Below are 12666 nucleotides of genomic sequence, written 5' to 3'. Positions count from 1 at the left end.
TGCGTAGCAAGACGGATGAGGGGTGGACGCGGCGTTTCAGGTTGGCGCCGCGCCAAGCCTTTGCAAGCTAGTCTCGAAGGATCACCAACCCCTCATCCGGCCCGCTGCGCGGGCCACCTTCTCCCGCAAGGGGAGAAGGACCGGGCATGCCTGCAAGGCGTGGGATGTGTGGACCTGCTGGCCACCAGAGGAGGGAGGCTTTAAGCCCCGACCTTGGCGAACCGCTCGGCCGAGCGTTGCCGGGCCTTCTGCGCCTCCACCTCGCGGTCGCGCGGGCTGGCGTTGGTCTCCAGCTGCTGCAGCAGGTCTCGCGCGGCGCGGTAGACCGCCTCGACCCCCTGGTCGAACGCCGCCTGGTTGCTCCTCGACGGGGTGTTGAAGCCGCTCAGCTTGCGCACGAACTGCAGCGCCGCGGCGCGGATCTCGTCGTCGGTGGCCGGCGGCTCGAAGTTGAACAGGGTCTTGATGTTGCGGCACATGGCGGGCGCTCCCGGAAGGGCCCGATCATGGCGCGAACGGCGACGGGCGGCCAGAGGCCCCTGTGCGCGCCTCAATACACCGACGGCACGAACAGCTCCGGCGGCACCGGGTGGCGCACATAGTCCGGGCTGTGGGCGCGTTCGGGCAGCACGATCGGCGGGTGCTCGACGGCCTGGTAGTCGAACTGGCCCAGCAGGTGGCTGATGCAGTTCAGCCGGGCGCGTTTCTTGTTCACCGCCTCGACCACCCACCAGCGCGCTTCGGGGATGTGGGTGCGGGCCAGCATCTCTTCCTTGGCGTGGGTGTAGGCCTCCCAGCGGCGGCGCGACTCCAGGTCCATGGGGCTGAGCTTCCATTGCTTCAGCGGATCGACGTTGCGCATCTCGAAGCGGAAGGCCTGCTCGTCGTCGGTGATCGAGAACCAGTACTTGATCAGCACGATGCCGGAGCGGACCAGCATGCGTTCGAACTCGGGGACCGAGTTGAAGAACTCCTGCACGTCCTCTTCGCTGCAGAAGCCCATCACCCGCTCGACGCCGGCGCGGTTGTACCAGCTGCGATCGAACAGCACGATTTCGCCGGCGCCCGGCAGGTGCGGCGCGTAGCGTTGGAAGTACCACTGGGTGCGCTCGCGCTCGTTGGGGGCGGGCAGGGCGACCACGCGGCAGACCCTGGGGTTCAGCCGCTGGGTGATGCGCTTGATCACCCCGCCCTTGCCGGCGGCGTCGCGGCCCTCGAACAGCACCACCACCTTCAGCTTCTGGCGCACCACCCAGTCCTGCAGCTTCACCAGCTCGGTCTGCAGGCGCAGCAGCTCCTTGAAATAGCGGTGGCGCTCGGTCATCGCGCCGGGGTCTGCCGGATCGTGCAGCTGGTCCAGCAGCCTGACCAGGTGGTCGTCGCCATCATCGACCAGGGCCAGCTCGAACTCCTCGTCGAAACTGTCGGCCTGCTCGGCCAGCACGCGCTGGGCGTAGTCGGCGTCGCCGTCTTCATCGGGAGCGCGCTCGGTGAAAGCGGCGTCGAGGTCCTGGGGGGCGGCGGTCACGGGTGGCTCCTGCTGGTCGGCGCAAGGGCGGGGCGTCGCCGCCTTATCCGACGGCGGGCGCAGAGGGTCCCGTGAAGTTTGGATGACAGCGCCGCGGCGCGGTGGCGGTCAGGTCCCGGCCAGGCGGGTGCGCTGCTGGTTGACCGCCTGCAGCACCGCGTCGACGTCCTCCCCCGGGACCACCTCGTCGCCGATCACGAACGAGGGCGTGCCGCCCATCCCCAGCTGGCGGAACAGCTGGTCGGTGGCGGCCAGGTGGGCGTTGGCCTCCTGCTGGAAGGCGGCGGACTGCAGGGTGGCGGCCTTGGCGCCGTGGGCGACGGCGATCTTGTCGATCACGTCCGCGTCCAGCGCGCCGTGCGCGGCCATCATCGCCGCATAGGCCCCGACATAGTCGCCGCCGTCCTTCTTCACCGCCAGGGCGGCGCGCGCGGCGCGCTCCGACAGGTCGCCGAAGATCGGCTGCTCCTTGAACACGAAGCGCACGTCCGGATTGGCCTTGATCATCGCCATCACCCGCGGGGCGGCGTTGACGCAGTGCGGGCAGCGGTAGTCGTAGAACTCGGTGACGGTGATCTTGCCGTTCGGATTGGCCACGAAGTCGGCGGGATCGTGCTCCAGCTGCTGGCGGAACTGCGGCAGTCTCACCGCCGCCTTCGCCAGCGCCTCGCGCGCCTGGGCGGTGGCCTTGGCCTGGTCCTGTTCGTCCAGCTTCTGGGCCGCTTCGCGCAGCACCTCGGGGTGCGCCAGCAGATAGGCGCGCACCTTGGCCCCGAAGGCCGCATCGTCGGTCTTCTGGCAGGCGCCCAGGGCCAGGGCGGCGGCGCCGGCCAGCGCGAGCGCCGTCCAGCGCAGGGGGCTCACCAGGGGCCTCATCCGGGGTGATTGATCTCCTGCAGCTCCTGCGGCGAGGGCTTGGAGGCCAGCACGATGTCCGTGGCGCGACGCCATTCGGGCGTATCCTTTTTCAGCAGGTCGCGGGCGCGCAGCGCGAACACCCGCGCGTCCTTCATCTGCCCGAGATAGAAGTTTTGCTCCGCCGCCGCCAGCCGGGCGCGGCCGGCCTCGCCCTTGGCGTCGTACGCCTCAGACAGCAGCCGCCAGCCCAGGGCGTTGTCCGGCTCCTCGGTCAGGGCGCGGTTGATCTCGCTGATCGCCTCGTCGAGCTTGGTCTTGTCCTCGGTGGCCACCAGGGTCTGGCCCAGGTTGATGCGCAGCAGCGGCGCGTCGGGTTTCAGCTCCACCGAGCGGCGGTGCGCCGGCTCGGCGTCCTTGGGCCGGCCCGCCTCGAAATAGACCTGCCCCTTCAGCTCCCAGAGGTAGGGATTGTTGGGGTGCTCGGCGATCAGGGCGTCGATGGCGCGGATCGCCTTGTCGGTCTCCAGTTCCTTGTAATAGGCGATGGCGCGGGCGTAGCGGGCCGGGAACGAGGTGTTCGATTCCGGATATTCCACGAAGGTCTGCTGCGGCGCGTTGAGGAAGGCCTCCAGCTTGGCCTTCATGATCTCGTGGCGGGCGATGGCCTCGGGGCTGTCGACGGCGTGGAAGTGCGGCTGGGCGGTGACCCGCGCGGTCAGGGCCTCGATGCGGTCGTCGCTCAAGGGGTGGTCGCGGAAGAAGGGGTACTTCTTCTCGTCGGAAAACACTTCCTGGTATCGGAAATTGTTGAAGAATTCGACCAGACCTTCGCCCGACTGGCCGCTCTTCTCCAGATAGGTCACCGCCGCCTGGTCGGCGGCCGATTCCTGGACCCGCGAATAGCCCAGCACGGACAGCTGGGCGAAATATGACGAGGAATAGATCAGACCCGCCGCGGCGTCCGGCGCCCCGGCGATGGCCGCCAGGATGCCCAGCCCCATGCCCAGGATCAGCGGGGCGATGCCCGAGCGCCCCATCTCGCCGGAGCGGGCGATGTGGCCGCCGGCGATGTGGCCGGTCTCGTGCGCGATGACGCCGATCAGCTGGTTCGGCGACTTGGTCTCGATGATCAGGCCGGTGTTGAGGAACACCTGCTGGCCCGCCGCCGAGAAGGCGTTCAGCTCCTTGTCGCCGACGATGTGGATCTGCACGTTCTGCGGCGTCAGGCCCGCCGCGACGAAGATCGGGTCGCAGTCCTGGCGCAGGATGGCCTCGATCTCGGTGTCGCGGATGATCGACACCCCGCCGTCCTCCTGCGCCGCCACCGGGACCGGGGCGAACGCCAGGGCGCTCACCGTGGCCAGCAGGCCGACGGCGACGCGCAGGCGGCGGAGGGGCGTTCCGATCACATCAAGACTCCGTACGCCCCCCGGCCACGTTTGCCCGAACTTAGGGCCTCACGCGCCGCGGCGCCACCACCCGCGACGGGGCTGCGCCGCCGGCGTGGTGATCTCCGCGGGGTCGGGCTCGGCCGGCGCCGGCGGCTCGGCGATGGCGACCGGAGTCGCCACCACGGGCTCGGGCGCCGGGGTCAGCACCACCGGCTCTTCCGCGACCGCAGCCTCCGCCACCGGCGCTTCGGCGACGGGGGCGGCAGCCGGCTCGGCGACCGCCTCCGCCACGGCCGGTTCCGGCGCGGCTTCGGCGACGGCCTCGGTCACGGCGTCCTCGGCGACCGCCTTGCCGCGACCGCGGCCGCGGCTGGCGCGAACGCGCTTGGGCTTTTCCGCCACCTCTTCAGGGGCCGGCAGTTCCACCCAGACGTCATCGACCTCAGGCTGCGGCGACCCGGCCAGGGCCACCGGCTCGGCCGCCTCGGGGGCGGGCGCCGGGGCGGTGGCGGCGGGAGCGAGGGACGCCGGGGCAGGCTGGACCGCCTCGGCGCGGGCCGGAGCGACGGCCGGGGCGGGACGCGGGCCGGGCTCGACGGGGCCGCGCCACTGGTAGGGATCGTCGCCGACCAGGCGCGCCGGCCACGACCAGCCGTAGGTGTCCTGCGGGCGTGCGCCGCCTTCCTCGCGGGCGCGGCGACCGCCTCGCCGGCCGCGCCGGCGGCGGCGGCGTTCGGATTCGCTTTCCTCGTCCTCGCTGGCCGCGGGGCGGCGCTCGACCGGGGCAGGGGCCGCGGCGGCCTCGCGCGGCTCGTCGCCACGGCGACCGCGCCGGCGGCGACGGCCGCGTCCGCGGCGGCGTTCGCCATCGTCGCTGCCGGAGGCCGATTCGCCGTCGTCCTCGTCCTCTTCATCCGATCGCGCGGCGGTGGAGACCTCTTCCTCCTCCTCCTCGTCCTCGACCTCTTCGTCCTCGTCCTCGAACGCCTCGTCTTCCAGGTCGTCAGCGGTCGGCTCGGCGGGCGGGGCGGGCGGCGCCCAGGCCTGCACCGGCTCGAACGGGGTGCTCGACAGGCGGTCCAGCTCGTGGTCGGCGTGCGCCAGGGCGTCGTCGATCACCACGTTCACCTGCAGGCCGTGGGTCTGCAGGATGCGGATCAGGTCCTCACGCTTGTGGTTGAGGATGTACAGCGCCACCTCGCGCGGCACGCGGATCGACAGCTCGCCGCCGCCCCGCAGGGCTTCCATCTCCACCGCGCGCAGCGCCGACAGGGCGCTGGATTCCACCGAGCGCACCCGGCCGGCGCCCTGGCAGTGCGGGCAGACTTGCGTCGTGCCTTCCAGGATGCCCGTGCGGCGGCGCTGGCGGCTGATCTCCATCAGGCCGAAGCCGGAGATCTTGCCCATCTGTACCCGGGCGCGGTCGTCCTTCAGGCAGTCCTTCAGCTTCTTCTCGACGGCGCGGTTGTTCTTCGCCTCGTCCATGTCGATGAAGTCGATGACGATCAGGCCGGCCAGGTCGCGCAGGCGCAGCTGCCGGGCGGCCTCCTCCGCCGCCTCCATGTTGGTCTTCAGCGCCGTCGCCTCGATGTTGCGCTCACGCGTGGAGCGGCCCGAGTTGACGTCGACGGCGACCAGCGCCTCGGTCTGGTTGATCACCAGGTAGCCGCCGGACTTCAGCGGCACGACCGGCGAATAGATCTGGCTGAGGTGGTCTTCCACGCGGTGGCGCACGAACAGCGGCACCGGCTCGCGGTAGGCCTGAATCTTCTTGGCCTGCGAGGGCATCAGCATGCGCATGAAGTCGCGCGCCTCGCGATAGCCGGCCTCGCCCTCGACCCAGACCCCCTCGATGTCCTTGTCGAACAGGTCGCGGATCGCCCGCTTCACCAGGTCCTCTTCCTCGTAGATCAGGGCCGGGGCCACCGAGTGCAGGGTGGTGTCGCGGATGTTCTCCCAGGCCCGCATCAGGTACTCGTAGTCGCGCTTGATCTCGGCCTTGGTGCGCTTGGCGCCCGCCGTGCGCACGATCAGGCCCATGCCCTTGGGCACCTTCAGGTCCTGGACGATGGTGCGCAGGCGCTTGCGGTCGGTGACCGCGGTGATCTTGCGGCTGATGCCGCCGCCGCGATCGGTGTTGGGCATCAGCACGCCGTAGCGGCCGGCCAGCGACAGGTAGGTGGTCAGCGCCGCGCCCTTGTTGCCGCGCTCTTCCTTGACGACCTGCACCAGCATGATCTGCCGGCGCTTGATCACTTCCTGGATCTTGTAGCGGCGCATCATGCGCCGGCGCAGGCGCGCCTGCGCCTCGTCGACCTCGTCGTCGTCGTCCTCGCCGCCCACGTTCTCGGCTTCCTCACCGTCGCCGGAAGCGGTGGGCAGGTGATCGTCGTCGTCGTCCTCGTCCAGCTCGCGCATCAGCGCTTCGCGGTCGGCGTGCGGGATCTGGTAGTAGTCGGGGTGGATCTCGTTGAAGGCCAGGAAGCCGTGGCGGTTGCCGCCGTATTCCACGAAGGCCGCCTGCAGGCTGGGCTCTACGCGGGTGACCTTGGCCAGGTAGATGTTGCCGCGAAGCTGTTTCTTCGCGCGGCTCTCGAAGTCGAACTCCTCAACCCGGCTTCCGTCCAGGACGACCACCCGCGTTTCTTCTGCGTGGGCGGCGTCGATCAACATTCTCTTCGACATAAAGGATATCTCCGGGGCGCCTCCAGGACTCTGGGTCCGGGCGCCGGCTGCAGGGGCGCGCGCGCAGAACGCCGTCCGCCGTCCGGCCATGGGGCGCGGAGAGGGCGATCGGGGTCTGTTCCGGGGCGTAGGCGGCGCTGCCCATTGGTTTCAAAATTCCAAAGTCGCGCTCAGACAGCGCGGATCGGCTGATGCGCTTGCGCCAGAGGGCGCTAGACCCCGCGCGGGCCGCGCAAGGTCGCTGAAGTCCGAAGACGGCGCATGCGCGGAAGCAATGTAGAAGAACAATCCCACAATTGAAAGCACGGCATGCGCGCGCGGGGCGAGGCGGCCCGGGAGGGGCCCCCGGGCCGCGAGTCGGATTGAAGCCTGCTTAACCCTTTGGCTACGCGCCGGCGACGATAGTGCCCCCTGGTGTGCGGTGCTCCAATCGGGGGGATGGCGTTGCGGCGTTTGGGTTCGGCCTTGGCGGGTCTGGGGTGGCGGCGCCTGCTGGCGGCCTTCGCCTTCCTGCTGGCCGGCGGCGCGGCGGCGGCGGTGGCCTCCGGCGAGGGCGCGTCCCAGGGGGGCGCCGTGCTGCGCGTGCGGTTCGGCGGCGATGCGGCCGAGACCCGCATCGTGGTGGATCTGGACCGCTCGATTTCCGCCCGCGTGGCCCGCGACGATGATGCGCCGACCCGCCTGGTGGTCAGCCTGCCCAACGTCAGCGCCAAGGGCGTGCTGCAGGGCAAGGGCCAGGGCCTGGTCAAGGCCTGGACCGTCGACAACGGCGGCGGCGGCGCGCGCCTCGCCCTCGAGGTGGCGCCCGGCGCCCAGGTCAAGCGGCGCTTCCTGCTGCCGCCCGGCGACGGGGTGACCAACTACCGCTACGTGATCGACGTGGCGACCGGCGGCCCGGCCCCGGTGGCGACGCCGGTAAAGGCGCCCAAGGCCACGCCGGCCATGTCCCAGGCCACGGCGATGGCCGCGGTGGAGGACGGGCTGCAGGACCTGCTGCCCCCCTCGACCGGCGGCCTGTCGCTGAAGAAGGTGGTGGTGATCGACGCCGGTCACGGCGGGCACGATCCCGGCGCCCAGAGCAGCCACAACAACGAGAAGGACATCACCCTGGCCGCGGCCAAGGCGCTGAAGGCGCGCCTGGAGAAGACCGGCCGCTATCAGGTGGTGATGACCCGCGACGCCGACGTCTATGTGCCGCTGGAGACCCGGGTGCAGATCGCCCGCAAGGCCGGCGCCGACCTGTTCATCTCGCTGCACGCCGATTCCGCGGGCGACAACGCCGGCGCCCACGGGGCCAGCGTCTATACCCTGTCGGACCGCGGCGGCGAGCGGGTGGGCAAGGTGATCGACCGCAACGACTGGTTCGTGCGCACCGGCAACCGCGCCGGCGACCCGGCCGTCGGCCAGATCCTGCTGGACCTGACCCAGCGCTCCACGCGCAACCGCTCGGCGGTGTTCGCCGGCCTGGTGGTCGACCGCATCAGCGACCGGGTCGACATCCTGCCGCGCACCCACCGCGACGCCGGCTATTTCGTGCTGCTGGCGCCCGACGTGCCGGCGGCCCTGCTGGAGATGGGCTTCATCACCAATCCGGACGACGAGTCCCGGCTGGTGGACGCCGACCAGCGCGCCCGCCTGATGGATGGCGTGGCCTCGGCCATCGACGCCTATTTCAGCGGCCAGACCAAGCTGGCTTCGCGCTAGGGAAGGGACGGCGGCTCCCCCCGCGACCGCCGATCCTCTTTTCCCCCGCATCGAAGCCGTCTAGACCTTGCCGCGCGGCGGGCGTGTCCGCCGGCGGAGGCGCCCGGTCTTGAGAGTTATGGGTCGTTCGATCGGCTTGGTCGCCGCGGGACTGCTGGTGGCGACCGGCGTGGCCGCGGTGTCGGCGGCGATCTATGCGGCGATCCTGTTCCACGGCATGCCGAACGCCTCGGACCTGGCCGACTACCACCCGCCCACCGCCACCCGGGTCTACGCCTGGGACGGCACCCTGATCGGCGAATATTCCAAGGAACGGCGCATCTATGTGCCGTACGACCAGATCCCGCCGAAGGTGTACCTGGCGTTCCTGGCGGCCGAGGACCACAACTTCTTCCGCCACGGCGGCGTCGACGTCGGCGGGCTCTCGCGCGCCATGATCAAGGACGTCTTCAACCTGGCCCAGGGCAAGCGGCCCGAAGGCGGGTCGACGATCACCCAGCAGGTGGCCAAGAACGTGCTGCTGAACAACGAGGTCAGCGTCGGGCGCAAGATGAAGGAGGCGATCCTCGCCACCCAGCTGGAACAGACCCTCTCCAAGGAACAGATCCTGGAGCTGTATCTGAACGAGATCTGGCTGGGCTATCGCTCGTACGGCGTCGGCGCGGCGGCCTACAACTATTTCGGCAAGTCGCTGCAGGACCTCAGCCTGGCGCAGTGCGCCTACCTGGCGGCCCTGCCCAAGGGGCCCGACAACTACCACCCGATCAAGCAGAAGGCCGCGGCGATCCGCCGGCGCAACTTCATCCTGCGCGACATGATCGACCTGGGCTGGGTGTCCAAGGCCGAGGGCGAGGCCGCGATGCGCGAGGACCTGAAGGTCGAGAGCGCGCCGGCGCGGGCCAAGTACCGCGACGCCGACTATTTCGTCGACTGGGTGCAGCGCACCACCACGCCGCAGGTCAAGGACCTGACCGAAGGCGGATATTACATTCGCACCACCCTGGATCCGCGCCTGCAGACGGCCGCCCGCATCGCCCTGCAGGACGGGCTGGAGACCTACGACCGCCGGCATGGCTGGCGCGGAGCCTGGGCCCATCTCAGCCAGGTCGCTCCAGGCTGGCAGAAGGCGGCCATCGCCGCCTCCAACGCCGCGCCCCAGGGGCGCGGGGCCCGCGCGCCCGCCGAGCGGCGCAACTGGCGCATCGCCGCCGTCACCGCCACCGGCGGTTCGGTGAAGGTCGAGACGGTCGACGGCCTGGCCGGCGAGCTGATCCCCGCGGACGTCGCCTGGGAGCGGGCCGGCAAGGGCCTGTCAGCGGGTGACCTGGTGTTCGTCGAACCGGCCGACAAGGGCGGCTTCCACCTGCGCCAGGTGCCGGCGGTGAACGGCGCCCTGGTGGCCATGGAGCCGCAGTCGGGCCGGGTGCTGGCCATGGTCGGCGGCTACAGCTTCTCGCTGCAGAGCTTCAACCGAGCCACCCAGGCCTATCGCCAGCCCGGCTCCTCGTTCAAGCCGTTCGTCTACGCCACGGCGCTGGAGAGCGGCCAGTTCACGCCGGCCAGCATCGTCGTCGACGGGCCGATCTCGCTGCCCGGCGCCAACGGCCAGCAGTGGAGCCCGGAGAACTACGAGCACGACTACCTCGGCCCGGTGGTGTTCCGCCGGGGCCTGGAGCTGTCGCGCAACACCATGACGGTGCGCATCGCCATGCAGGTGGGCATGCCCAAGATCGCCGACACCGCCCGCCGGTTCGGCATCGTCGACAAGATGGACCCGGTGCTGGCCATGGCCCTGGGCGCCGGCGAAACGACGCCGTTCCGCATGGCCACCGGCTATTCCAGCTTCCTCAACGGCGGGCGCAAGGTGACGCCGCACCTGCTGGAAGAGGTCGAGGATCGCGACGGCAAGGTGGTGGTCAAGGCTGACACCCGCGACTGCCGGGCCTGCAGCGCCGGCTTCAACGGCGACTTCGCCCCGTCGATCCCGCGCACCGGCGACCAGCTGATCGACCCGATCACCGCCTACCAGATCGAGCTGATGCTCGAGGGCGTGGTGCAGCATGGCACGGGCGCCGCCGCCCGGGTGCTGGGCCGGCCGATCGGCGGCAAGACCGGCACCACCAACGACTTCCGCAGCGCCTGGTTCATGGGCTTCTCGCCGCAGATGGTGGTGGCCACCTATATCGGCTTCGACGACAACCGCTCGCTGGGCAGCGGCGAGACCGGCGCCGTGGCCGCCCTGCCGATCTTCATCGAGTTCATGCAGGAAGCCACCAAGACCATGCCGGCGCTCGACTTCAAGGCGCCGCCCAACACCAAGTTCGCCATGGTCGGGCCCAACCGCGAGGCCTTCCGTCCGGGCACAGAGCCGGCCGCGCGCACCGCGACCACCGGCCTGCCGATCCAGGGCGGCGACGCCTCGGTGGCGATCACCCCGCTCTCGCCCGGCTCGTCCAACACGCCCGCCGGCGGCAAGGACACCCATCCGCCCAAGGCCAATCGCCCGCCGAAGACGTCGGACGAGATGAACGGGCTCTACTGAGCCGCTCGCGAGTTGATTGTCTTGTCGGCGCCGCCGGGGTATCCCGCGCGCCCTGCCGGTGGGTTCGGCTCATCGGGAATCTAGAGGAACGCGATCATGCGTGCGGATGTCGAGGCCGCTGCGGCCGACATCGAGCAGTCCATCGGACTGCTCAGGAGGAGACTTTGACTGGGAACCGGCGCTTCGAAAACTCGATGAGCTGAACGCCCGGGTCGAGGATCCGACCCTGTGGGACAATGCCGAGGCGGCCCAGGCGGTGATGCGCGAGCGCACCCAGCTGGCCAACTCGGTCGGCGCGGTGCAGCGGCTGGAGCGCGAGCTCAGCGACGCGGTGGAATTCGCCGAGATGGCCGAGGCGGAGGGCGACCAGGCCTCGCTGGACGACGCCGCCGCCCAGCTGGCCGACCTGAAGATCCAGGCGGCCCGAGCCGAGCTGGAGGCGCTGCTCTCCGGCGAGGCGGACAGCGCCGACTGTTTCGTGGAAATCAACTCCGGCGCCGGCGGCACCGAGTCCGCGGACTGGGCGCTGATGCTGATGCGCATGTACACACGCTGGGCCAACGCCCACGACATGGCGGTCGAGGTGATCGAAGAGACCGCGGGCGAGACCGCCGGCATCAAGTCGTGCACCCTGAAGGTCTCGGGGACCAACGCCTATGGCTGGCTGAAGACCGAGGCCGGCGTGCACCGCCTGGTGCGCATCTCGCCGTTCGATTCCAGCGCCCGGCGGCACACCTCGTTCGCCTCGGTATGGGTGTTCCCGGTGGTGGACGACAAGATCGAGATCGAGATCAATCCGTCCGACGTGCGCACCGACACCTACCGCGCCTCCGGCGCCGGCGGCCAGCACATCAACAAGACCGACTCGGCCGTGCGCCTGACGCACATCCCCACGGGCATCGCGGTGGCCAGCCAGAGCCAGCGCTCGCAGCACCAGAACCGCGAACAGGCCTGGAAGATGCTCCGCGCGCGCCTCTACGAGATGGAGCTGCAGAAGCGCGAGGCGGCCGCCCAGGCGGTCGAGGACCAGAAGACCGACATCGGCTGGGGCCACCAGATCCGCAGCTACGTCCTGCAGCCCTACCAGATGGTCAAGGACCTGCGCACCAACGTCGAGACCTCCGACACCGCCGGCGTGCTCGACGGCGACCTCGACGCCTTCATGGCCGCCTCGTTGGCGCAGAAGGTCGGCGCCACCCGGGACGCTGCGGAGGCGTAGGGTCTGAGGGACGGGGAGGGCCGACATCCCTTCTCGTCACCCCGGACAAGGCGCGGAGCGCCGCAGATCCGGGGCCGGCGGTTCAGCCACCTAGACGATATCCAGCTGTGGACCGGCCCGGCTGGCCCCGGCTCTCCGCTTCGCTGCGGCCGGGGGGACGGGGAGGGGGCGGCGGGCGTGATCGACGCCCGCCGGTCGAATCCTACGGCGCGACGGTCGGCTTCGGCGCCAGGCCGCTGGGGGCGGTGTCCTTGGGCGGTTCCGGGCGCGGGGCAGGGGCCGGGGTCGGCGCCGGGGCGGCGCGCTGCAGGCGCAGGGAGCGGCCCTGGAAGAAGGCGCCGGTTTCCATGGCCAGCTGCTCGTGGGTGATGTCGCCATCCACGTGGCAGTTGCCGTAGAGGCGGACCTGCTTGGCGGTGATCGAGCCGCTGACCTTGCCGCGCACCTCGACGGCTTCGGCATAGATGCCGCCGTCGACCTGGCCGCCTTCGCCGACGGTCACGCGCTCGATGCGCACGTCGCCCTTGATCACTCCGTCGATCTGCAGCTCGCCGCCGCCGGAGATGTTGCCTTCGATGGTCAGGTCAGAAGAGAGCACGGAAGCGCCTTTCTGTTGCTGGCGAGGCGCAGGCGCAGCGGCGGGAGCCGCGGCCGGCGTCGCCGTGGCCGAGGTCGGAGCGGGCGTCGCGGTCGGCTGCGGAGCCGGGGGCTGCGGCGCGGGGGGCGTGTTTTGCGGGGG

9 protein-coding genes are annotated in these 12666 nt (G+C 70.5%); 3 read left to right on the top strand and 6 right to left on the bottom strand.

Features of this window, described 5'->3' with window-relative positions; translation table 11 throughout:
- Positions 1–200: 200 nt before the first annotated feature.
- The 5 genes from ACO2Q3_RS10410 to ACO2Q3_RS10390 all read right to left on the bottom strand — a co-directional run bounded on the left by ACO2Q3_RS10410 (position 201) and on the right by ACO2Q3_RS10390 (position 6462).
- Positions 201–479, bottom strand: a complete 279-nt coding sequence (locus ACO2Q3_RS10410; RefSeq protein ID WP_423306499.1) for a DUF2277 domain-containing protein — start codon at positions 477–479, stop codon at positions 201–203.
- Between the two features lie 71 nt (positions 480–550).
- Positions 551–1528 carry a polyphosphate kinase 2 gene (ppk2, locus tag ACO2Q3_RS10405; protein WP_423306498.1) on the bottom strand — a complete coding sequence of 326 codons (978 nt, stop codon included), beginning with the start codon at positions 1526–1528 and terminating at the stop codon, positions 551–553.
- Positions 1529–1636: 108 nt separating this feature from the next.
- Entirely contained in the window at positions 1637–2404 is a 768-nt protein-coding gene (locus ACO2Q3_RS10400) for a DsbA family protein (RefSeq protein ID WP_423306497.1), read from the bottom strand.
- Entirely contained in the window at positions 2401–3795 is a 1395-nt protein-coding gene (locus ACO2Q3_RS10395) for a M48 family metalloprotease (protein WP_423306496.1), read from the bottom strand. Before ACO2Q3_RS10395 ends, ACO2Q3_RS10400 begins: the two co-directional genes overlap by 4 nt.
- A 48-nt stretch (positions 3796–3843) precedes the next feature.
- A complete protein-coding gene (locus tag ACO2Q3_RS10390; RefSeq protein WP_423306495.1) occupies positions 3844–6462 on the bottom strand; it encodes an Rne/Rng family ribonuclease in 2619 nt (872 codons plus the stop codon).
- Positions 6463–6927: 465 nt separating this feature from the next.
- Between ACO2Q3_RS10390 and ACO2Q3_RS10385 the strand changes: the two genes are divergently transcribed.
- The 3 genes from ACO2Q3_RS10385 to prfB all read left to right on the top strand — a co-directional run bounded on the left by ACO2Q3_RS10385 (position 6928) and on the right by prfB (position 11927).
- Positions 6928–8166, top strand: coding sequence for an N-acetylmuramoyl-L-alanine amidase family protein (locus ACO2Q3_RS10385; protein ID WP_423306494.1), 1239 nt, complete (start codon positions 6928–6930; stop codon positions 8164–8166).
- Positions 8167–8284: 118 nt separating this feature from the next.
- Positions 8285–10708: a penicillin-binding protein 1A gene (locus tag ACO2Q3_RS10380; protein ID WP_423306493.1), complete on the top strand. Its 2424-nt coding sequence runs from the start codon at positions 8285–8287 to the stop codon at positions 10706–10708.
- A 96-nt stretch (positions 10709–10804) separates the two neighbouring features.
- Positions 10805–11927 (top strand): peptide chain release factor 2 gene (gene prfB / locus ACO2Q3_RS10375; protein ID WP_423306492.1). Its coding sequence is split into 2 segments (ribosomal slippage): positions 10805–10873 and positions 10875–11927, totalling 1122 coding nucleotides; the frame shifts between segments, so codons are not numbered across the junction.
- A 202-nt stretch (positions 11928–12129) separates the two neighbouring features.
- Here the strand turns inward: prfB and ACO2Q3_RS10370 are convergent.
- Entirely contained in the window at positions 12130–12525 is a 396-nt protein-coding gene (locus tag ACO2Q3_RS10370; protein ID WP_423306491.1) for a bactofilin family protein, read from the bottom strand.
- Positions 12526–12666: the final 141 nt, after the last annotated feature.

This window comes from Caulobacter sp. KR2-114 (genome assembly GCF_049446115.1).
Taxonomy (GTDB): domain Bacteria; phylum Pseudomonadota; class Alphaproteobacteria; order Caulobacterales; family Caulobacteraceae; genus Acaudatibacter.
Note: the sequence above shows the minus strand (reverse complement) of the source record. Positions and strands in the feature narration are given on the sequence as shown.

Bases quoted from the DNA above. Each gene is read 5' to 3' on its own strand.
- ACO2Q3_RS10410 (WP_423306499.1), bottom strand. From the start codon at position 479: ATGTGCCGCAACATCAAGACCCTGTTCAACTTCGAGCCGCCGGCCACC.
- ACO2Q3_RS10400 (WP_423306497.1), bottom strand. From the start codon at position 2,404: ATGAGGCCCCTGGTGAGCCCCCTGCGCTGGACGGCGCTCGCGCTGGCC.
- ACO2Q3_RS10390 (WP_423306495.1), bottom strand. From the start codon at position 6,462: ATGTCGAAGAGAATGTTGATCGACGCCGCCCACGCAGAAGAAACGCGG.
- ACO2Q3_RS10380 (WP_423306493.1), top strand. From the start codon at position 8,285: ATGGGTCGTTCGATCGGCTTGGTCGCCGCGGGACTGCTGGTGGCGACC.